The 22,832-nt window shown below is 35.5% G+C and carries 18 protein-coding genes, 3 pseudogenes and 2 riboswitches; of the genes and pseudogenes, 3 read left to right on the plus strand and 18 right to left on the minus strand.

Translation table 11 applies throughout. The features are described from left to right. Positions 1-272 precede the first annotated feature (272 nt). The 9 genes and pseudogenes from NST60_RS22625 to NST60_RS22665 all read right to left on the minus strand — a co-directional run bounded on the left by NST60_RS22625 (position 273) and on the right by NST60_RS22665 (position 12,806). The gene (locus NST60_RS22625) at positions 273-812 is read right to left on the minus strand and encodes a VanZ family protein (protein ID WP_016204906.1); all 540 of its coding nucleotides are present in this window, start codon (positions 810-812) and stop codon (positions 273-275) included. Then, positions 809-1,729 carry a VanY-A/VanY-F/VanY-M family D-Ala-D-Ala carboxypeptidase gene (gene vanY, locus NST60_RS22630; RefSeq protein ID WP_254415393.1) on the minus strand — a complete coding sequence of 307 codons (921 nt, stop codon included), beginning with the start codon at positions 1,727-1,729 and terminating at the stop codon, positions 809-811. Before vanY ends, NST60_RS22625 begins: the two co-directional genes overlap by 4 nt. Positions 1,730-1,824: 95 nt before the next feature. Beyond that, positions 1,825-2,937 (minus strand): annotated as a pseudogene (locus NST60_RS22635) (ATP-binding protein). After that, positions 2,930-3,628 carry a vancomycin resistance response regulator transcription factor, VanR-F/VanR-M family gene (vanR, locus tag NST60_RS22640; RefSeq protein WP_016204904.1) on the minus strand — a complete coding sequence of 233 codons (699 nt, stop codon included), beginning with the start codon at positions 3,626-3,628 and terminating at the stop codon, positions 2,930-2,932. The pseudogene NST60_RS22635 and the gene vanR overlap by 8 nt, the downstream one beginning before the upstream one ends. Before the next feature lie 457 nt (positions 3,629-4,085). After that, positions 4,086-5,540, minus strand: a complete 1,455-nt coding sequence (locus NST60_RS22645; RefSeq protein ID WP_254415394.1) for an Msr family ABC-F type ribosomal protection protein — start codon at positions 5,538-5,540, stop codon at positions 4,086-4,088. 676 nt (positions 5,541-6,216) lie between these two features. Then, a pseudogene (locus tag NST60_RS22650) lies at positions 6,217-7,464 on the minus strand (vitamin B12-dependent ribonucleotide reductase); the annotation flags it as partial. A gap of 102 nt (positions 7,465-7,566) precedes the next feature. Beyond that, the gene (gene ltrA / locus NST60_RS22655; protein ID WP_341100259.1) at positions 7,567-9,354 is read right to left on the minus strand and encodes a group II intron reverse transcriptase/maturase; all 1,788 of its coding nucleotides are present in this window, start codon (positions 9,352-9,354) and stop codon (positions 7,567-7,569) included. A gap of 758 nt (positions 9,355-10,112) precedes the next feature. Further along, positions 10,113-11,486, minus strand: a pseudogene (locus NST60_RS22660) (vitamin B12-dependent ribonucleotide reductase); the annotation flags it as partial. A gap of 483 nt (positions 11,487-11,969) precedes the next feature. Further along, the gene (locus NST60_RS22665) at positions 11,970-12,806 is read right to left on the minus strand and encodes a lipoate--protein ligase family protein (RefSeq protein WP_341100261.1); all 837 of its coding nucleotides are present in this window, start codon (positions 12,804-12,806) and stop codon (positions 11,970-11,972) included. 221 nt (positions 12,807-13,027) lie between these two features. Here NST60_RS22665 and NST60_RS22670 point away from each other — a divergent pair, with 221 nt between their 5' ends. Continuing rightward, complete coding sequence (locus NST60_RS22670; RefSeq protein WP_016204898.1) at positions 13,028-13,411, plus strand: rhodanese-like domain-containing protein; 384 nt, start codon at positions 13,028-13,030, stop codon at positions 13,409-13,411. 117 nt (positions 13,412-13,528) lie between these two features. Here NST60_RS22670 and gcvPB read toward each other — a convergent pair whose 3' ends face one another. The 3 genes from gcvPB to gcvT are packed head-to-tail and all read right to left on the minus strand — an operon-like array spanning position 13,529 to position 17,484. Beyond that, positions 13,529-14,986: an aminomethyl-transferring glycine dehydrogenase subunit GcvPB gene (gene gcvPB, locus NST60_RS22675; protein WP_016204897.1), complete on the minus strand. Its 1,458-nt coding sequence runs from the start codon at positions 14,984-14,986 to the stop codon at positions 13,529-13,531. Continuing rightward, positions 14,979-16,325, minus strand: a complete 1,347-nt coding sequence (gene gcvPA / locus NST60_RS22680) for an aminomethyl-transferring glycine dehydrogenase subunit GcvPA (protein WP_341100264.1) — start codon at positions 16,323-16,325, stop codon at positions 14,979-14,981. The genes gcvPB and gcvPA overlap by 8 nt, the downstream gene beginning before the upstream one ends. A 58-nt stretch (positions 16,326-16,383) precedes the next feature. Then, positions 16,384-17,484, minus strand: a complete 1,101-nt coding sequence (gene gcvT, locus NST60_RS22685; protein ID WP_016204894.1) for a glycine cleavage system aminomethyltransferase GcvT — start codon at positions 17,482-17,484, stop codon at positions 16,384-16,386. A 101-nt stretch (positions 17,485-17,585) separates the two neighbouring features. Next, positions 17,586-17,678: riboswitch (glycine riboswitch) on the minus strand. Between the two features lie 3 nt (positions 17,679-17,681). Next, a riboswitch (glycine riboswitch) is annotated at positions 17,682-17,769 on the minus strand. 295 nt (positions 17,770-18,064) lie between these two features. On the opposite strand from gcvT, the gene NST60_RS22690 reads away from it, so the two are divergent. Beyond that, positions 18,065-19,777, plus strand: coding sequence for a DEAD/DEAH box helicase (locus tag NST60_RS22690; RefSeq protein WP_016204893.1), 1,713 nt, complete (start codon positions 18,065-18,067; stop codon positions 19,775-19,777). Continuing rightward, positions 19,746-20,552 carry a YqhG family protein gene (locus tag NST60_RS22695; RefSeq protein ID WP_169188825.1) on the plus strand — a complete coding sequence of 269 codons (807 nt, stop codon included), beginning with the start codon at positions 19,746-19,748 and terminating at the stop codon, positions 20,550-20,552. The genes NST60_RS22690 and NST60_RS22695 overlap by 32 nt, the downstream gene beginning before the upstream one ends. A gap of 65 nt (positions 20,553-20,617) precedes the next feature. Here the strand turns inward: NST60_RS22695 and NST60_RS22700 are convergent, their stop codons facing one another. The 6 genes from NST60_RS22700 to comGC are packed head-to-tail and all read right to left on the minus strand — an operon-like array spanning position 20,618 to position 22,782. Next, positions 20,618-20,806, minus strand: a complete 189-nt coding sequence (locus NST60_RS22700) for a YqzE family protein (RefSeq protein WP_016204891.1) — start codon at positions 20,804-20,806, stop codon at positions 20,618-20,620. 54 nt (positions 20,807-20,860) lie between these two features. After that, entirely contained in the window at positions 20,861-21,241 is a 381-nt protein-coding gene (gene comGG, locus NST60_RS22705) for a competence type IV pilus minor pilin ComGG (protein ID WP_101730836.1), read from the minus strand. A 6-nt stretch (positions 21,242-21,247) separates the two neighbouring features. Continuing rightward, positions 21,248-21,691, minus strand: coding sequence for a competence type IV pilus minor pilin ComGF (gene comGF / locus NST60_RS22710; protein ID WP_169188826.1), 444 nt, complete (start codon positions 21,689-21,691; stop codon positions 21,248-21,250). Next, positions 21,688-22,011, minus strand: coding sequence for a hypothetical protein (locus NST60_RS22715; RefSeq protein ID WP_016204888.1), 324 nt, complete (start codon positions 22,009-22,011; stop codon positions 21,688-21,690). The genes comGF and NST60_RS22715 overlap by 4 nt, the downstream gene beginning before the upstream one ends. Then, on the minus strand, positions 21,995-22,432 hold the full coding sequence (gene comGD / locus NST60_RS22720; protein ID WP_016204887.1) for a competence type IV pilus minor pilin ComGD: 438 nt from the start codon (positions 22,430-22,432) through the stop codon (positions 21,995-21,997). The genes NST60_RS22715 and comGD overlap by 17 nt, the downstream gene beginning before the upstream one ends. After that, on the minus strand, positions 22,429-22,782 hold the full coding sequence (gene comGC / locus NST60_RS22725; RefSeq protein WP_051994029.1) for a competence type IV pilus major pilin ComGC: 354 nt from the start codon (positions 22,780-22,782) through the stop codon (positions 22,429-22,431). The genes comGD and comGC overlap by 4 nt, the downstream gene beginning before the upstream one ends. Between the last annotated feature and the right edge of the window lie 50 nt (positions 22,783-22,832).

Raw genomic sequence — 22,832 nt, forward strand, 5'->3', positions numbered from 1 at the left:
ATTTTCAATATATAGAAGGCTGTGCAGATTAGTTTGCACAGCCTTCTTCCGTACCTTTTTTATTCGATTTGATCAAATTGGATCTTTCTTTGTAAAGTATTGTTTAGTAGTCATTTAAAAATCGATAATTTTTCCAGGCGAAAACTTCATCAATAATGCCACTTTGGGAATTACTTTGGAGCTTCTGTTAGCTGATTTAACACTATTACCTAATTCACCGCATCCCCTTCCCATTTTGCTAAATAACGGTACAGTTCTTCTTTCTCGATATTCTAAATCTTCTGTTTTTCAACCATATCTCCATCTTGTTCAACGCCTGATGTATTAACTGTAAATTTACGATAAAGCTTGATCGCACCAAAGCCAATTAATCCCCCAGAGGTATTTAATAGTAGATCATCTACATCAAAAATTCCGAGTGAAAAAACGACCTGTAGACATTCCAAGGATAAACTTAAAATAAAGGATTGGCCTAATACACCTCTGAATGATATCCCCCTTTTTTTAGACAATAATACAAGAAATATTCCAAAAGGGATGAACGCTGCAATATTTCCAACAAAATTACTTAAATCATGCCAGCCCGATAGACTCTGAATATTAATAGATACTGTTTTTAATGGGATGAAATTGCCTCTTTGCAATTGGTACACGAGATTATCAGGGTTCCCAAGATTCCTCTGAAGTTGAGACATGAGGAAGGTCGTATCTCTCCAACGGAACTTAAATAGAATGATTTTAAATAATTCGCATATATAAAAGATAAAAAGTGCTAGTACGATAATTCTATGCATTATTTTCGATTTACTCATTTTTCCATCCTTTCCCTTTTTAAGTTAGTATTTGTTGATTCAGGAAGTACTGTGACAATTACACCATCCACGTTGTTGCCTGATATCTCATAACGAAGATTGTCCGGCACAAGAACATCAGTATTTTTTTTAACAGGATAATAAAAGATCTCATATTTTTCTCCGTTTACACTCGTAGAAAGTTTTTTTTCTTCTTTTAAGTAATCCAAATATTCTTCCAAAGCAAAATTCTTTTCCTCCATAATCGCACTATGCGGCAATCCAACATAGCGAATATGCCAAGGTTCATATTGAATTCCAGTAACTTCTGTTTTATCCTTTGGATAGCGTAAAATAAAGCCATATTTCCAAGCATTATCTTCTAACCACTGACCTTCAGGTGCTACCTCCATCTTCGTTAGAGTTGATCCCACATCAAGTGATAAACCTAAATTGTGTTCGCTATAGCCTGCAGGCAAAGCATAGTCAGAGCCCATTTCTTGATAAAGCACATTTTGCTCATCGAAGTCTCGAAAGCCACTATTAATTAAGAAATGGCGAACCCCCTCTTTTTCAGCAGCAGCTATCATTACCGAAAATTTACGGGCAACATCCTTTGACAATTTAATTTCGTTATCAAGCAACCCGTAACCAGTTGTTAATTCTCTATGCATAAATAAATTTACAACATCTGATTTTATACTCTCTTGGTGAACCGGATTTTCACTATTAACCAAAAGTAAATTTCCTTGAAAGATCTGTTCTTTCGTAATCGCTATCGTTTGGAAACCTTCAGAAGTCTCGCTATTATCTATAGGATCAATGTTATTTTTTTCATTTCCTTCAACTTCAACTTTATTTTGAATAGACCATTCTTTATTGACAAATACAAAACTCAGACATATTACTAACAACAATAAAAAACCCCACTTCTTCATTTCACGTTCCTCCTATTCTCTTCTAGAATAGGAAAAACTTTTTAAATAAAGAGTAGGGTAAAATTTAAATTTTTCTTAAATCCTTTATGAAAGATTTAAACTTGGTCAATTGGAACACTTTCTTGCGGTAAACGAACTTCAAATACAGTCCGTATTAAACTACTTTCAGCTGTAATCGTTCCATTATGTTGCTCCACAATATTCTTTGCAATGAATAAACCAAGACCTGTGCTATCTTCCTGGTGAGTACGTGCTTTATCACCGGTATAAAACATATCAAAAAGATAGGGAAGTTCATCCGCTGGAATACTATCTCCATAATTTACAACTTGAACAACCACTTCTTCTCCATCAACAAACCCGTTTATATCTACAAACTGACCATCGTATCCATAACGATTGGCATTGGTTAAAAGATTTTCAAACACACGAGCTAACATCTCCCCGTCACCCAAAATAGGTAAATGGGGTAAAATATTCATTCGAGCGATCAAATCATTTTTCTCAAAAACAGGATACAATTCTTCTTTTAATTGGAGAAGTAGGTCACTTAAATTAATTTGCCTTTTTTCAACTGGTAACATGCCATAGTTCATTCTAGTTATTTCAAATAATTCATCAATCAGTCTTTCTAACCGCTGCGATTTAGTAAAGGCAATCGTTAAAAAATGCCTGACTTGTTCTTTAGTCAACTTCTCATCTTTAAGGATTAAATCTAAATAACCTAAAACAGAAGTTAGTGGAGTCCGCAAATCATGGGCTAAATTTACAACTAATTGCTCCTTACTGTTTTCTGAAAAATCGCCTCTTTGTATGGCTTCTTCTAATTTTTCACTTGCCAGATTAATTGCTTGGGCAATATCTCCAAATTCATCATTTGAATGGATATAAACTCGATGTTTAAAGTTGCCACGAGCAAGATAAGTAATTCCATTTGATAATTCATTAAAATAGGTAGAATAGGGCTTAGTAAGTAAAAAGAAAAACACGAACGAAAGGGAAATAAATAGTATAAAAAAGAAGTTAAAGTCTCCGATACTGCCTATGAATTGACGAAGTTCAGCTAACGGGTCACCTCGACGAACAGTTGCATGATAATAAAGCTGTAGTCCTTAAAAGAATAAGTAAGTTATTATACCACCGAGAAGCATACTTAGACCAAATAATACGATTATTTTAGCGCGAAAACTGCGTATAAATTTAGCCATTGAATGTATACCCCACTCCCCAAACGGTTTTGATTAGCTTGTTTTTCCGCTTATCTTCTCCAAGTTTTTTCCTTAGGGTGCGAATATGTACCATTACCGTATTAGCCCCTTCAAAGTATGCATCCCCCCACACTATCTGAAAAATATTTTCTACACTATAAACTTTCTTTGGATGACTAGCTAATAAATACAGAATGTCAAACTCTTTTGGCGTTAGCTCGACTGTTTCACCATATAGCAAAACTGTACGTTGATCAGGAGAGATCACTATTTCACCAAATTCCAAAATAGTTTTCTTATCCGCTACTTTGGGTTGATTCAACTTCATAAAGCGCCGCAATTGCGCATTCACACGTGCAACCAATTCGATTGGCGTAAATGGTTTAGTCATATAATCATCTGCCCCAATCACTAGTCCATGTACCTTATCGAAATCAGAGGTTCTTGCACTCAAAAAAATAATAGGCATATTATATTGTTCTCGAATCTGACGGGTTACTTCATATCCATCCATTTTCGGCATCATAATATCCAAAATCAGCAAATCAATTGATTGAGCCTGGGTAACATGTATAACTTCTTGGCCATCATGTACTTTAATGACATTATATCCTTCCTTTTCTAGATGAATTGCGACTAGATCAGCTATCTCCTCCTCATCATCAGCAATTAAAATTGAAATTTGTTTCATTTATTCCACTCCATTATCAAGTTATGTGCGGGTATTTTCATTAAACCTAATAGCTAAGCACTTCAAAAAATCCGTTGTTTTGGTAGTATGCCTTATCAACAGTATCTTAACTAACATGGATATTTTAGAGCCTGTAATTTATTTTCTATTATTTTCTTTTTATTTTCAAGAATAGAGCCCGTTTGCAATAATCAAATCCAAAAGGTGTTTCTCCTCATCTTTTTTATAAATATCGTAGCTATATAATAAGGTTAAAATCACCTCGTTAACCCATATTTCACCAAAAAAATAAAGTGAAACTTCCATCAGTGGGGATTTTCCTTCATCCCCCACTGCTGTTTAGTTGCACTGACTCGACTTTTACGGGAGCTTTATCGATTTTCCGCAACTTTCGGTCGGGTCTGTCCGTTAAGAGCGGAATAAAAAACCGCCGAATTCTAACGGCTAATTTTCCCACTCATTTTTGTATCAATTTTTTCTTATGAATATTCAATTGCAAGTCTGCTACATTTTTTATACATTGTTGATCATGTGAAACAAAAAGTATGGTGCCTTCATATCCCGTAATAAAGGTTTCTAATGCTTCAATGGCATAGATATCTAAGAAATTAGTTGGTTCATCTAACAATAAAATATTATATTCTCCTAAGAATAGCAGACAAAGTTGAAGGCGAATAGCTTCGCCACCACTTAGTGACTTTACACTTTTTTGTAAATCTGTACCAACAAACTGCATTAAGTGCAAAACACTTCGTAAAAATGTTTCATCATATCCTGAACGATTTTTTACGAAATGCAGAACTGTTTCATTATTAGTGAATTGATAACTCATTTGCTTGAAATATCCTATTTTTGCTTTTGGAGAAATTATCAGGTCATTACCTTTATTCGCAATATGATCTAGCAATGTACTTTTTCCACTGCCATTTTTGCCTGTAATCGCAATTTTTTTCCCAAGCGGTAGCTGAAAGCTAACATCTTTTACTAATACTTTATTCTCAACTTGAAGTGTAAAGCGGTCAGCCATAATCGGGAACTTGTTATGCAATTCTGTAGCTTTCGTTTGACGGAAAACAATTGGTCTATTTTCACTTACAGCTTCGACTTCTTGAAGTTTTTCCATTCGATTCTCAATAGCTTTAGCTGCACGCTGCATTGCTTTTGCACTCGTACCTTTGGACTTTGTCATAAACGACTTGTTCGGTAAGGCACTCGCTTCCCTTTTTGACATCCTCCCTGCTTGAGCAACCTTTTGTGCTTTTTTCATTTTTTCTTGTGCTGCTTTTTCAAGCCTGCTCTTTTCTTTTACGAATTGTTCATGAGCTTGCTGTTGTTGCTCACGTTCTAACTGCTTTTGGACCACGTATTCACTATAATTTCCTGAATAAACCTGGACCTTGCCTTCATGAATTTCCCAGATTGTCGTTACTAATTCGTCTAGCACTCTACGATCATGACTAATTAATACTAGCGCTCCATAATAATAACGAAGTTCCTCTAAAAAAAAGGAAATACCCTCTTGATCCAAATGTGTGGTCGGCTCATCAATTAGCAATCCTTCGTAATAATTGGTAAACAACTGAGCAAGCTTCATCCTTGTCTGCTCTCCACCACTTAACTGAACCGCATCTTTTGGGATATCTAATTTTCCAAGTAATACCGGATCGGCTCCAAGAGATGTCGGTGCTTCAAGCTGCTCAAAATATCCATATTCAACATGACGAGACACTCTCCCTTTTGTGGGTTGTATCTTACCTGCCAATAATTTCAATAGTGTACTTTTTCCTACACCGTTCTTACCAACAATCCCGATTCGGTCAAATTGGTGAATAGCTAAACGGTTGATCTTTAAGATTTCCTTATCTAAATAGGCTAATTCAACATTTTCTAATTCAAAACAGATTTTTTCCATATTTGCTACCTCCCGAAATTTTATCATTTCGTATCGATAGCAAGGATCGATACGAGCTTCTGGACTAAGCTCGTATCAATAAAAAAGTAACATACACATTTGAAACCCCTCCATCTACATTTAGATAAAACAAAAAATCACAGACACCATGTCTGTGATTTAGAGTAAAGGGAATTGCCCATCTTAATTAAAGTAGAAGCACGAAGGTAAATGTCACCATATAAGCTTCTCTCTTAGCGAAGAAAATTACACAAAAATGAAGAAAAGCAGAATAATCCCTTTCTTCAAAGAAGATAAATATAATTAAAAGAAGATTATTAAAAAGGACAGACTTATCCCGTTTACTCTGTGTATACAAACAGAGTCTTTGACCGTATTCAATTACTGGTTCAAAGTTAGGGTCCATAGTCTAGGTATCATTTTTAATAATCCTCCTTATATTTTAAAAGTACAACATTTATTCTAAAGAGACTTGTAGAAAAAGTCAATCGGTAAATACAGTCCAATACCTTTCTCCAGCTTTTTTTCTATTGATGATGAACGTTTGCATTTAAACATTCTTGCAAACACCTTTCCATTTTCCAGAAATACAAAAATCCTCTTTAGTAAAGGAACCAAAGAGGATTTTTTCCATAAAACTTGATTTTAAAGCAACACTTCTATCTCTATTAACGAATCACAAACCACACTTTAATTGCGTGTTACAATTCGTACAAGTGTTACAGCCACCGATTTCTTCGACAACACCTTTGCGACATACAGGACATGTATCACCAATTTCTGATCCAATCGTTACATTCGTTGATTTCAATTCATTGATAGTATCTACAAGAACTACATGTGGTTCTTCACGTTTTTGTGGTTGAGCTTCTTCAAATGTGTTTTCTTCCGCTTTTAAGGTTAATACTTGACTATCGCGTGAGCCATCTACATAAACGGTACCGCCTTTAGCTCCACCACGATATAATCTTTCATATACTTTTTGAACTTGTTCTACACTGTATCCTTTTGGTGCATTTACCGTTTTACTAATCGAACTATCAATCCATCTTTGAATGATACATTGAACATCAGCATGTGCTTCTGGAGCTAAATCCATTGCAGCAACGAACCACTTTGGAAGATTATTTGGATCTGCTTCTGGGTGTGCATCTAAATATTCTTGCACAATATCTGCTTTCACTTCGATGAATTTTCCTAGTCTTCCACTTCTGAAATAAGAGAAGGAAAAATATGGTTCAAGACCAGTTGATACACCAACCATCGTTCCTGTACTTCCTGTTGGAGCGACTGTTAATAAATGAGAATTGCGGATACCATATTGAAGAATATCCTCTCTAATGTCTTCAGGCATTTTTCTCATGTAGCCCGTATGGATAAAGGCGTTACGTAGTTTCGCTTCATCTTCTCTTGTCTCAGCCTTCAAGAATGGGAAGCTACCTTTCTCTTTTGCTAACTCAATCGATGCTCTATAAGCAGTAGTAGCAATCGTTTCAAACACTTTGTCTACTAAAACATTGCCTTCTTCACTGCCGTATTCTGTTTCACAGTAAATTAGTAAATCATGAAGTCCCATTACCCCAAGACCTACACGACGTTCCCCAAGAGCTTGTTTCTTATTTTCTTCCAGGAAATAAGGTGTCGCATCGATTACGTTATCTTGCATTCTTATGCCAACTTCTACTGTTTTCTTTAGTTTTTCAAAGTTAACTGTTTTCTTTTCCTTATCTGCCATTTCTGCAAGATTAACAGCAGCTAAATTACATACGCTAAATGGTGCTAATGGCTGCTCTCCACATGGGTTTGTCGCCACAACTTTTTGACCATAGCTAGTTGCATTTGTCATTTCATTCGATAGTGATAGGTAAGGCTTTGAAGCTATTCTCCACCTTTTCCCCCACTTCACACCGTACGTGAGAGTTTCCCCTCATACGGCGTTCCATCTAATCCTACTAAACCAAATTTTAACAAGTTACAAGCTTAAAAATTATTTATCGAGTATTGTGCAAGTTTTTTTTCATTGCTATTAAATCACGATTGGCTCGTTCTTACATTTCTTACGTAATGCATTTATCTTCTCAATCAGTTTCGAATTCTGATTGAGTTTCCATTTAACAAGGTACTTATCAATCGTTTCCTTCTCGGTCGCATGAATTAGTCTATGCATGTCTTCATGGATAATTTTGAGGTTATCATACTTATCGGTTCCACCTAAACTTCTAGGCTTTACATGATGACAGTGAACTTCATGTGCTTCAAGAAAGATACCAAGTATTTCACAACATCCATTCTTCATTGAGTAACGGGAAAGTCTATTGTCTTGATATTCAATTGATTGGTCTTGTATTTTGGATTGCATTAGTAATCTTATGTTATATTCAACAACTGGTTGAAGTTTTTTGTGAATTAATTTTCTACCTTCTTCAGTATAGACCGAAAGCTTAGGATTAAATTGTCTAGATTCAGTAAAACTTGTTATCCCATTTATAGGAAAGAGATAAACATCTAATACTTTCCATGTTTTGAGACTGTTAGAGTAATACTGATTATAAACTTTACTAGCATCTGTTGGATGTGCATATTTCCCTCCAACTTGATGTAGTTTACTCCTAGCATAAGGATGAACCTTGTGTGCTATGTCTTTGAAATCTGTTGGAACCATACTCCCGTATTTAAAGTAATTTTGTATCCCCATTACATAAGCATTAAAGAGCCTTATGTTATTAATGGTCGTTTCCTTCCTTATTCTAAGAATTAGTTCCTTCATTTTCCTAATGACATCAGCTTTCTTCTGATCAATCATATTTACCCTAACAAGATGTTTTTGTTTCTTCCTAACAGCCTTAATTTTAAATCCCAAGAAATCCGAGGACTTCTTTTTGAGATTTGTAATTTTAGATTTCTCAGGTGAGATATCTAATTTCAATCTATCCTTCAAGTATCCTGTCACTGCATGAAACCATTTGACTGCATTCTCATGATTATTCGTCATAATTTTGAAATCATCTGCGTATCGAACTATAAAGCCAATCTTCATATTCGAGTTTCGTTTCAACATTAAGTACTTCTTTACATTCTGAGAATACTCATGCTTCGTTTCAAAAGTTTCCCATTGATTACTTACCCACATATCTAGGTCATGAAGAACAATGTTAGAGAGTAAAGGTGAGAGTATTCCTCCTTGTGGAGTACCTTTGTTTGGAATTCCAATACCTTTTATCGGGGCTTTAAGCATTTTGCTTATGATTGCTAAAACCCTTCGATCATGAATACCCAAATTCCACATTTGCTTCATGAGAACCCTATGATTTACATTGTCAAAGAATCCCTTTATGTCGATATCTACTACATAATGTAATTGTGAGATATTAACTAAGAAATTCACCCTAGATAAAGCATGTTTTGTGCTTCGTAATGGTCTGAAACCATAACTGTGATTATAAAACTTAGCTTCACAGATAGGTTCAAGAATTTGTTTAAACATCTGTTGAATTAGCCTATCCAACATTGTTGGTATTCCTAAAGGTCTAAATTGGGTATTATCCATTCCCTTTGGAATCATTACTCTGCGGACTGCTTTAGGTTTGTAATCTTTGAGCGAAGTTCGAATGAGAGTGATGAATTCTTGTTTATTCATCACTTTATAGTTGTCAATCACATACTTATCTGATCCGGCAGTTTTAGAACCTTTATTGGCTTTTATGTTTCTGTAAGCTAGTAGGATGTTTCTTTCATCTATGATTAGGTTAAATAGATTTTTGAAAAGATGTCCTTCCTCACTCTTGGTAAATAATTCATCAAAAACCTCTTGCATACCATAATACTCGTTGTGTCTTAGGCTCGTATTCGTTGCAGATCACCTGACTTTCTTAGTGATTCCCTGCATTCTTACCCGACCATCGAATTCACTTGTTTTGTTTGGTTTAATTTATTGGATTAGACTTGGGTCTATCCCTCCACTTATTTTCATAAGCTTCTTCGGTACTGTGACCCTACTTTCACAAGGATAAATGAATTTCAGATTAAAAATCCTTATATCAACTACTCGGATGATAGTCCTTGAATGAGTGTTCCTTGCTTACCACGTTCCAATAATTCCCAGCCATATGATTGAACTTAGGTGCTTGCTCTGAGCCTGAGATTACATAGTGTCTCTGTTCACTATATCGTGTTTCATGACAACGGGCTTACTCCACGACAATCTCGGTTAAACTGGTTAACCTTCCACCTTTTCAAGCGGATTTCATTCTAGACCCTTTCATTCGCAAGTTCGTCAGTCAGGTTGCTAATCTGACATTCTCACCATATTCATCTTTTTCGGCTGACCGCCCTATCTTCGACCATGACTCTAAGTGCGTTTTAGGTCAAATTCAGACGACTTTACCTAGCTTCATACACTTCATCACTATCATGATTCCATGCATGTAGGAGTCTCATCATAGTGGTTTCAGCTCAACGTGACGGCTTTCATTCCCACTATCGGAATTATCAGTTGTATTTAACATAACTTTCGTTTGTTAAACCCTCTATTTCATGCGTTTAAGCCGCACTTATAAGAGAACGTGTCGCACCATTATCAATAAAGAAAATTCCTGGTTCCGCAGAATATGTTGCACAAATATTAATTAAGTTCCATAATTCTTTTGCTTTAATTTTGCGATAAACACGGACTTTATTTCCTGCTGCCAGCCATTCTCTTACATCGCCAACTTTATGCCATTCTTCGTTGTAATGCTGCATTTGTTCTTTATCATAACTTTCTACATCAGGGAAACGTAATTCATAATCTTCGTCTTTTTCCACTGCTTCCATAAATTCATTTGTTAAGCAGACAGAAATGTTTGCCCCTGTTAAAAATTCAGATTGATGAACAGTATAAGTACCGCCACTTGATAGCTTTTCTTCTGCATCACGGAAAATCCCCTCGTTAAAACCACCTTGACCGGGGATATTTTTATAATTTAGAATCCCTTGATACATAGAACGCTCTTGTTCTGTTAACGGAGTAAATTTCAATTTATCTTGTGCATGCTTTTTAATCGTTTCATCTTGTGTATTTTCAATCAAGAAACGTAAAATTCGGGGGTTTTGCATTTTCGAAATAATGAACTCAATAATGTCCGGATGCCAGTCAGTTAGCATAATCATTTGAGCACCACGACGGCTTCCGCCTTGTTCTACTAAATGCGTTAGCTTCGCAATATCATCCAACCAAGAAACAGAACCAGATGATTTACCATTAACGCCTTTTGCTAATGTGTTGCGAGGTCTTAAAGTCGATCCATTTGTTCCAACTCCGCCACCACGACTCATGATTTCCATAACCTGTTTACGGTGCTCGGAAATACCTTCTCTTGAATCCTGGACAAACGGCATTACATAGCAGTTAAAGTAAGTAACGTCTGTACCTGCTCCTGCACCATATAATACACGTCCTGCTGGAATGAAGTTTAAGTTAACAAGTTCACTGTAAAACTTTTGGAACCATTCTTGTCTTTTTTCTTCCGTTTTTTCTACTGATGCAAGTCCAGTAGCATTTCGCTTTGCAATTTGCTCGTAATATATTTCTAACGGTTTTTCAATAATATCTAATGGACGAACGATTACCCCAGTTTGTGCCTCTTCTCCTTCTAGAACTCCACGATAATCCTCTTCCACTAATACTTTTGCTGTATTTAAAATATGATCAATTTCTTGAATAAATCCTAATCCCCTTGCTGGAAACTTAGGATCTTCTTTAATTGTTAAAACAACGAAATCGCCAGCAGATAACGTAATTTTCTCTGTATCTTTATACGTATAACGGTCAAGCATGACAAGTCGAGAAACGCCTTTATGAGTTAGTTTCATATCTGGAGTAATCGAATGAACCTCCGGAAATAACGCGATATCCTTATTCAGCTTTTCAATATCTACCTGCAAACTTTGACTTAACATTACTGACATACACACAACCCCTTCATTTATATAAAAGTAGAGCTGATACTAATAGTTGATGAAAATAAACTTCGTATATAAATCTATCATTAGATATCTAGCATTTTTAGTAATACCCTTAAACTATCACAACAAACACATAAAATCAATATATAGTACCCAACGCAAAAACACACATCTATATATTGTATCCCCTTTATATATCTGCCAATTTGTCAAATGACGAAATAAAGTAGATTTTAAAGAAAAAGAAAGAGAAACATCGATTATTTAATATAAAAAAAGAAATTTCGTCCTTTTTCGTCCTTGCTAAATAAAAGAAGGGATAATCCATTGATATAAGCCTGTTTATCTAAAAATTTGCTCTCTCAAAAAAGTTTTCGACAATCAAAAATGAGACTGCATCTTTGCTTTTTTTCTTTTAAACAGTACTGTTCACACAAATAAAACACGAAATTCTAAAAAAGAATTTCGTGTTTAAATGCGATATTTTTATCGTCTAAAATTCCACTCATTACTATCATATTTTTCTTTCGCTATTTTTTCTACATATTCTAGTTCTTCATTTGTTAATTGATAATTTTCTAATTGAATATGTAAACCTTCCTCAAAGCCTTTTTTAAACGCTTCTTTTGCCATATCAATCGAAATATTTCTTGAAGTTAAATCATTAATCGCCACAGCTTTGCTCTTAAATGCTTTTTGCATTCTTTCTTTAACCCGGTCATTCGGATACTTAAATAGTCGAAATAACTTGTCCTCATCTAAATCTAGTAAAATCGAACCGTGCTGCAAGATGACACCTTGCTGTCTTGTCTGTGCGCTTCCCGCAACTTTTCTTCCTTCTACTACTAATTCATACCAGCTAGGAGCATCAAAGCATACAGCAGACCTTGGACTTTTCAAATTATTTTTCTGTTCTTCCGTTTTTGGAACAGAAAAATAGGCATCTAAATCTAGAAAATGAAATCCTTTTAAAATGCCTTCTGAAATTACTCGATATGCCTCGGTTACTGTTTTTGGCATATGAGGATGTTCTTCTGAAACAATCACACTGTAAGTCAATTCATGTTCATGCAGAACACCTCTACCGCCTGTTGGTCTTCTCACAAATCCAAGCCCTAGTTCTTTGACCGCTTCTAAATCAATTTCTTTCTCTACCTTCTGAAAATATCCAATAGATAAAGTAGCAGGATTCCAGCCATAAAAACGGATCACCGGCGGAAAAACTCCTTTAGAATGCCATTCTAATAACGCTTCGTCTAATGCCATATTAAAAGAAGGAGAGTGATTGCCTGAATCAATAAATCTCCATGTTTCTTTTACCATAATGAACCCTCTTTTTCTATGTATGATGTACATTAAATCCTTACTAAGGATATCAAAAAGAAAGGATATTTAAAAGTAACTTGCACAAATGAAGAATTATTCTTTCTATTAATCCCAAATAGCATAGGAATGTTAATGATATTGTAAGTATTTACTTTACTACTATAAGGGTTGATAGATATAATAGAGATAGTGTAAGTAATTGAAAGGAGAAATGAGAATTGACAACGATTTATACTCTTCTCATCATTTTAGTCGCATTCCTTGTGTATTCCTTAGTGATGTGGCTGTATCAGCGCCGAATTGTAAAAACTGTTAACCAAGATGAATTCCGTCAAGGTTACAGAAAGGCACAGTTAATTGATGTACGTGAACCAAACGAATATGAGGCTGGACATGTGCTTGGCGCAAGAAACATTCCACTATCACAACTAAAAATGAGAAAAAGTGAAATCCGTCCTGATAAACCAGTATATCTATACTGTCAAAATGGGATGAGAAGCGGAAGAGCTGCTCAATTTCTAAATCGAAAAGGTTATAAAGATTTAACCCAATTAGAAGGCGGATTTAAAAAGTGGACAGGAAAAATTAAAGCAAAAAAATAATAATATTCTTTTAGGAATTATTATATAGAAGAAGCTGATGCCCATTAAATTGGAGACATCAGCTTTTTTATTGGTTAAACTTTTTTTAAAAAGGCAACTTAGCTTCAAACAGATGCATTATTTTGTATAACGAAGAATTGGCTTTCTCGCTGCCAATGTCTCATCTAAGCGACCGATTACCGTCGTATGAGGAGCTTCCTGAACTATTTCAGGTGTTTCTTCTGCCTCTTTTGCAATTTGAATCATCGCTTCAATAAAGCTATCTAATGTTTCTTTCGATTCTGTCTCTGTCGGTTCTATCATAATACATTCCTCCACATTAAGAGGGAAATAGATAGTTGGTGGATGATACCCAAAATCAAGCAGTCTTTTGGCAATATCAAGAGTTCGTACTCCTAATTTTTTTTGTCTTCTTCCACTTAAAACAAATTCATGTTTACAATGACGATCAAATGGTAAGTCATAATACGCAGAGAGACGACGCATCATGTAGTTAGCATTTAACACCGCGTTTTCTGTAACAGCCTTTAAGCCATCAGGACCCATTGAACGTATATAAGTGTATGCACGTACATTAATCCCAAAGTTGCCATAAAACGGCTTAACTCTACCAATTGATTGCGGTCTGTTGTAATCTAGTACGAATTCTCCTCCTACTTTTGACAAAACTGGCTTTGGTAGGAAAGGAATTAAATCTGCTTTCACACCTACTGGCCCTGAACCAGGTCCCCCGCCACCATGCGGGCCCGTGAATGTCTTATGCAAGTTCAAATGAACAACGTCAAAGCCCATATCACCAGGTCTAGCTTTAGAAAGAACGGCATTTAAATTGGCACCATCATAATATAATTTTCCACCGGCATTATGAACAATTTCAGCCATTTCTAAAATATTTTCTTCAAAAAGTCCTAACGTATTAGGATTTGTTAACATTAACGCCGCTGTATCTTCTCCTACTACTCGCTTTAAATCATCTAGATCGACGAGTCCATGTTCATTGGATTTTACTGTAATTGTTTCTAAACCAGCAACTGTCGCTGATGCAGGATTAGTTCCATGTGCAGAATCGGGAACAATTACTTTCGTGCGATGAGTGTCTCCATTTGCTTCATGGTAGGCTCTAATCAGCATTAATCCAGTCCACTCACCATGCGCACCCGCAGCTGGCTGCAATGTCACTTCATCCATACCTGTGATTTCCACAAGATGCTGTTGTAAATCATACATTAGCTCTAATGCACCTTGTACAGATGACTCTTCTTGCAAAGGATGAATATGGGCAAATCCATTAAATCTTGCCACATTTTCATTTATTTTCGGATTATATTTCATCGTACAAGAACCTAATGGGTAAAAGCCAGAATCCAATCCATGATTTCGTTTAGATAGAGCAGTATAGTGGCGCATAATATCTAATTCAGATACTTCTGGTAGTTCTGGATTTTCTTCTCTTATATAATCATTCGGCAACAGCTGATTAAGATCTACTGCTGGAATATCCATCTCTGGTAAACTATAACCTATTCTGCCTGGTGTACTGCTTTCAAAGATAAGAGGCTGATTTTGATTAGACATGATAATCCTCCATTTCTGCAACGAATTCATCAATTTCTTCTTTTGTACGTAATTCCGTAACGGCAATTAGCATATGATTTTCTAGTTGTTCAAAGTCTCTTCCTAAATCATAGCCACCGATCATACCTATTTCTAATAATGCACGGTTAATAGCTGAAATAGAGGAATTACATTTAATAATAAATTCATTAAAAGATGGACCTTCAAAAATTATTTCAAATCCAGCTTCCCTTAATTTCGTTTTTGCATAATGAGCTTTCTGTATATTCGCAATCGCCATTTCCTTCACCCCGTGCTTACCGAGTGCAGTCATAGCTACAGAAGCAGCTAAAGCATTAAGTGCTTGGTTGGAGCAAATATTAGAAGTGGCCTTATCACGGCGAATATGCTGCTCTCTCGCCTGAAGTGTGAGCACAAATCCTCTTTGACCATTCTCATCTAGCGTTTGTCCTACTAAACGACCAGGAACCTTACGCATTAATTTAGACGTTACTGCGAAATAACCACAGTGCGGTCCACCAAAGCCCATTGGAATGCCAAAAGGTTGTGCATCACCAACTACGATATCTGCCTGAAACTTTCCTGGTGGCGTCAGTGCTCCTAAAGCTAAAGGATTGCTTGAGACAACAAATAATGATTTATGAGCATGAATAATTGCTTCTAAATCCTTCAGCGGTTCCACTCTTCCAAAAAAGTTTGGATACTGGATCATAACTGCTGCAACTGTATCATCCACCATTGCCTCTAGCGCATCTAAATCTGTTATGCCTTCCTTATGAGGAACCTCTACTACTTCGATATACTGACCTTTTGCATAAGTTTTCACTACTTCTTTTGCTTCTGGATGAATTGTACTTGATACAAGGATCTTTTTTCGTTTCGTCGTACCCGCACTTAACATACCTGCCTCTGCTAATGCAGTTGCTCCGTCGTACATAGAAGAGTTAGCTACGTCCATTCCTGTCAGTTCACCTATCATTGTCTGAAATTCAAAAATTGCTTGTAATTCCCCTTGTGAAATTTCTGGTTGATATGGGGTATAAGCTGTATAAAATTCAGAGCGTGATAAAACATGATCTACAATAACAGGTGAATAATGATCATAAACACCAGCTCCAAGAAAAGAAACATTTGCTTTTGCATCCGCATTTTTTTTGGCAAGCTTTGTTAATTCTTTCAATAAAGCAGATTCACTTTTTGCAGGCTTAATTTGATAGTCTCCTTGAAAGCGTACTTTTTCTGGTATATCTGAAAATAATTCTTCTACTGAACTTACACCAATTACTTCAAGCATTTCCTTTTGATCTTGAACCGTCATCGGTAAATAGCGATGCTTCATTCGTTTTTCCCCCAGTCATTAGCCCATTTGTTTTTCATGTAGAAAAAAGCTTAAAAAGTTATTTGCTTTTATAAAAAGGCGTTTTTATAACTTTCGCCTTCAAATATTTCCCTCTTATTTCTACTTCCACTTCTGTATCTATTGCAGCATAATCAACTTGGATTAATGCAAGCCCGATGTTTTTCTTTAATGTTGGCGACTGTGTACCAGTAGTAACTCCCCCGATACAAGACCCATTTGCATATACTTTATAACCATGGCGTGGAATTCCTCTGTCCAGCATTTCAAGTCCAACTAGTTTTCTAGTTAAGCCTTCCTCTTTTTGCTTCACTAAAGCTTCCTTCCCAATAAAGTCAGCTGCTTTGTTTAATTTGACTGCAAAACCAATCCCTGCTTCCAAGGGTGTAATGTCCGCTGATAACTCTTGACCATATAAAGCAAGTGTTGCTTCAAATCGCAAAGTGTCCCTTGCACCTAAACCGCAAGGAAGAACGCCTAACGGTTCTCCTACTGTCAATATTTCCTTCCATAAACCTTGTGCATCTTCGCTTTGACAATAGATTTCGAATCCATCTTCACCAGTATAGCCAGTACGTGACAGGAGAACTTCTTTACCTGCTAAAGTCACCTTATTTTGAAAATGAAAATATTTAATTGAAGCATAATCAACAGCAGGATTTATTTTTTTTAGCACTTCTTCAACTAGTGGCCCTTGCAGCGCTAATTGAGCAAAATCTTCTGACAAATTAGTTAAGGTAACTTCGCCACTCACTTGATTTTGGAGCCATTCAAAATCCTTTTCGATATTTGATGCATTCACCACTAATAAGTAGTGATTATCTGCTAGCTTATATGTTAATAAATCATCTACTGTCCCACCATTTTCATAACACATCGCAGAATATTGGGCAGCACCTGTTTGTATTTTTTCTATGTCATTTGTAAGTACTTTTTGGAGAAAGTCTAGACTATCTATCCCCGTTACTTCAATCTCGCCCATATGGGATACATCAAATAAGCCCGCTTTTGTACGAACAGCCTCATGCTCCTGTTTAATGCCGGAAAATTGAACAGGTAAGTTCCAGCCTCCAAAATCGATTGTCTTTCCACCATACTCTTTATATACCTCATATAACGGTGTTTGTTTTAATAAAGTCAATTAACAGCACTCCAATCCCTTATGTATTAGACATTCTCATTTATTGCAGTCAAAAAATTGCAACAAAAAAAGACAGAAACCCCCCTTTATAAAAGTAAGGTCTCTGTCCTTGCACCTGAAAGTTTACCGATTATCACCATAACCGGCTGTCCCCTTTGGTGGCTTACGCGGTTCTTTGTAAGCACTCTCCAGAGCTGCGTCCAAATAGAGTTCTTTTGCCTGAGAGATTCACAAAATTGTTTGCTCCTTCGGCGCTACGAATGTAGTCTCTCCCCTATTTCTCATCCGCGATTCATAAAATTTTCTCAATTGGTCATACTAAATACTACCGGAAATAATGGTTGTTTAGTGAGATTAGTAAAACACGATCATTTTTTATTTTTTCCCTTTTAATGTTCATGTTTTTTTCAAATATAAATAAATTGTGACAAAATTAAAAACTTTTTTACCCTTTTATCCTAACATCCGAATGAAAAGGTGGCAATATATTTTTGTGTTTTACTAGCTTTCTTTTTTCATTCCTTTTTATACATACATAATATGTCTACAACCAAATGAAATCAGAAAGGAAGAATACGATATGACCCTGCAAATTAATTTTGATGATTCATGGAATAATCAGTTATTAAAACGAATTTCAGATGATGGTCCATGGGCAAATTGGGAATTATATAAGCTTGCTGTAGAAGTAGAACAACATAATATCATACCAAACTTCGAAGGTCTCCAAGCCCCCAAATACCTATCAGACCTTTCTCCTTTGCCTCACCAATTAGAAGTTGCCAAAAAGGTAATAGAAGATATGAATGGAAAAGCCATCTTGGCAGATGAGGTTGGGCTTGGTAAAACAATTGAAGCAGGATTAATTCTCAAAGAATATATGATTCGTGGATTAGTAAAAAAAGTGTTAATTTTAGTTCCGGCTTCTCTTGTAACACAATGGGCTTTTGAGCTAAACAGCAAGTTCTACATTCCTGCTATGGTTCAGCGCAAAAGCTATGTATGGGAGCAATGCGATATTGTCGTATCGTCTATTGATACAGCCAAAAGACAGCCTCATCGAGATATCATATACAACCTGGATTATGATTTGGTGATTATTGATGAAGCCCATAAACTGAAAAATAATAAAACGAAAAACTATGAGTTTGTCCAAAATTTAAAAAAGAAATTCTGTTTGCTATTAACAGCTACTCCTATCCAAAACAGAATTAGCGAAATCTTTAATTTAGTCTCTTTACTAAAGCCTGGTCATCTTGGCAGCGAATCAGCATTCTATGAAAAATATAAAAAAGATGCACGCTCCATTGATGATGACGAGAATTTAAAAGCATTAGTCAATAAAGTAATGATAAGAAACAGACGCCATGATACAGGGATCGAATGGACAAAACGAATTGTCGAAGCAGTTCCTATTCAATTTACGGAAGAAGAAAGAGCATTATATGAAGGCTTAGTTAATTTAAAAACAGAAAACTATCTTTCTAATAATACCGAAAATAATCGAAGTCCTTTTTCGATGATTACTTTACAAAGAGAGGCATGTTCAAGCAGGGAAGCTGTCTATTATACCCTTCAAAATATGATGAAGAAAGTGGAAAATCCTACACCACAATTTCAACAAAGAATACAGGAACTTGTGAAAAAAGTAGAAGCGGTTCAACAAAATTCGAAAGCAAACAAGGCATTAGAGCTTATTAAGAAAATTAACGATAAAGTAATCATCTTTACCGAATATCGGGCCACTCAATTATATTTACAATGGTTTTTAAAGCAGCATGGCATCACTTCTGTTCCCTTCCGCGGCGGCTTTAAACGCGGCAAAAAGGATTGGATGAGAGATCTGTTCCAAAATCATGCGCAAGTATTAATAGCAACAGAGGCTGGTGGAGAAGGTATTAACCTTCAATTTTGCCACCATATAATTAACTTTGATTTGCCATGGAACCCGATGAGACTAGAGCAAAGGATAGGACGTATCCATCGACTTGGTCAAAAAGAAGATGTAAAGATTTATAATTTCGCTATTAAAGATACAGTTGAAGATCATATTTTAAAATTACTTTACGAAAAAATCCATCTTTTCGAAAAAGTAATTGGGGAACTAGACGATATTCTTACAAAGCTAGATTTTGGCAATATGGATGACTATATGATTGATATCTTCTCCCATTCTAAATCAGAGGGAGAAATGAAAATCAAAATGGATAATTTAACGAGCATGATTGAATTTGCACAGAATATGAAGGAAGGTGAAGCATATGAAGCAGCAGGAAATTCATCAATTTCTTGAACGATTTTTCAGCGCGAATGATTGTGAAATAGTAGAGAATAAACTTGGTTATCTAACCGTACAACTTACCATTGAGATGGATAAAGAGTTAATGAATCGCCCTTTTTATTGGCATTATCTTGAAAAGACTGGCGGCACACCAAACCCTGCCAGTCTTACCCTCATCACAAATCCAAAGCTTGCACCAGACGATATAAAGGGCGAATTAATTCATTTTGGCTCTCCTCGTCTTCATCAGCTTTTTGCTTCTGCTAAAAATTTATCGAAGTATATACGTTTATACGAAAAAAAAACAGGACAAGGTCAGCAACAAACATCATTAAAACCTTGGCTAGCCCTTAATGTGAAAATATCGTATCAATGTGACAGAAAACGGGATGTGTTTCAATCAATTGGGCTACAGCTAATCAATGGTCAAATAGCAACAGATTTTCAAGCAAAGATTGAGAAGATGAATCTTTCTGCCAAAATTCCCGATTATGCGTTTACCCTTTCTCCGTTAATTATGCCAAAAAGCGGGATAACAAGAATTGAGAATATGATAAAACAATCATTATTAGCAGAAGATCATACATGGGCAGAAGAAGCGCAAGAAAGATGGAAAAAGGATTTAGAATTGCTAGAGCATTTTTATGAAGATATGGAAGACATGGAGGAAGAACAAGAAACATTGGAGACGGAAAGATTAGCTCTACAGGAGCAGTATGAACCAAAGATTAATATTTCGATTATTAATGGCGGGCTATTCTATTTAGCTTCAGAAGCTGTTTCCTAAACCATAATCATGAAAAAAGGAGCAGATTTATGCTTTAATAAGCTAAATCCACTCCTTTTCATAACCTATCTTCTTACCTTTCTACGCTTAAAGCTAAATATAATTAAATAAGGTAAAACTCCAAACCATCTCAGCATAAATGGCTCTTTCAGCCCTTTTCTTTCCGCTCTTAACTTTTGCCTTTCTTCTTTAGGCTGATCCATATACTGGACAAATGTTTGGGTCAAATACTTCACATAATCATTGGTATTCATCTAATCACCTACTCTAGCATTTGTACTAGGATAGCCCTATCGTTTGGTTTTTATTCATTCTATCCATTTCGTCATTTTATTCTGCTCCATATCAAAGTAGCTTATTGCATAGATCGGCTTTATCCCAGCTTTCATATTTAATTGATAATCGATTTTAAAAGTAGTACGCGAATTTTTTTCTATTGTATAAAAAACATTACCATGTAAAAAAGTCTTTGTACCAGAAAGTTCAGGATGTTCTTCTGTAGAAAGTTCATATTCAATTTCTTTTAAGGAAGACAGAAAATAATATTCTTGCATATTGCTATTTTTCACACTAACTTCTATCCCTTTCTTATTTACATAGATCCCATACAAAATAAATAAAAAATAGATGAAAAGGATATACACACATAAAGATAACGGGTAAATAAATCCTTTATTATTCCTGATCAATTCCCATCACTCCAAAAACATAAGATAAGATCTTATGCTAGTCTCTTTTTCCATCGCAAATCGGTCCGTTACCTTCACTTGAAAACCGTTCTTCTGCATAGTAAACTCGACGCTGTTAATACCTTGCAACGCTACCTCATGTCCTGTTGAATCTACTCGCCTTCTAATATTGCTGCCATATTTTTCATAAGTTACGACCCTTCCATCCACATAAAGGACTAACTTATTGTTAGCAACCGCAATTCCTTGGGACATTTTTGTTTCTTTTTTTAATTCAAGAATAAATAGTTCCCACTCCATGTCCTGCAGTTCTTTTTCCGAAAATTGACGATCAAGCATTAATTGAAGAGGAGTAAATAAGAGAGAAAGAATAATAGTAAAAATAAAAAAAGAAAGCAGCATTTCCAATAAAACATAGCCTTTATTATTGAGAAGGAATAAATTCTTCATTCTGTCCACACATCACAGATTTTTTTTGATTGCTGGAATACATTTTCATACTGTATACAGACTTTATTATCTTCCTCCCAAAAGATGGGATAAGTCTGTTCCTTCTTTTCAATAGAAGATATTCCTTTTTCTGCTTCTCCTAATTTCACTTCCATTAAATATTGATAAAACAGTTCATGAACAAACTTACTTTGTGCTGAATCCTCTAACTGTTTTAGAACATGGATATATACCGGCATCCACGTAAGTGCAATTAAAAGCCATATCGTAAATGCCAATAAATAATCCGGTAACATAAATCCTTTACAATTTAGTCGCATAGAATCGCCCTTTACCAATTTGAATCGTTAACTTATAGTCTTGTTTACCTATTCGAAACTCTAATGTGCCAAATTTAGAAAAATTCCCATTTGAATTGATGTTAAAAGAAAGCATTGTATTATTAGAAAAACTGATGTCATTATCATAATAGCGCTCCACTATATTTCCGGTATTAACATCAGCACGGATGTAGTAATGATGCAAACTAGGGAAGATTCTTACCTGCACTGGTAGTTGATTTTCAATCGCAAAGGCTTGTGCATAATAGAGATCTCCCTCCAATTGAGTAATGAAATGATTTTCATTAAGCGAGGTTTGCTGTGAGGTGACTAAGAATATCGATAAAGAAGAAATAATCACTAATAATGATATTGCAACAAGCATTTCTATTAATGTAAAGCCTCTTTGATTTGCTATCATGGATTATCCGTACCAGAAGTAGAAACTACTCCGTTTGTAATAATTAATTCCTTGCCATTCGTACATTTTTTTTGATCATTTGTTATATAATTTTCTTCTTCCAATTTAGCAATATTCTCTGGATATGATTTATGCTCCATATAATAGGATTGGACCTCTGCTTGTACCATCTTTGTTAAAGCTTCACAACCAGTATTATTTATTTTTGAATTATGCTTGGTGATATTTGGAATGGTAACAATCAATAATATCGAAATAACGACCAAGACGATCATCATTTCAATTAGTGTAAAGGCATTTTGCTCGTTAATTTTTTTGACAGCTAAACGAGCATATTTGCCCCCTTTCATTTCAATTAATGTAAATCCCTTTTCGTTCTTCATTTTCTTCTCCTTTCACA

The sequence above is a fragment of the Niallia sp. FSL W8-1348 genome (assembly GCF_038006745.1).
Taxonomy (GTDB): domain Bacteria; phylum Bacillota; class Bacilli; order Bacillales; family Cytobacillaceae; genus Niallia; species Niallia alba.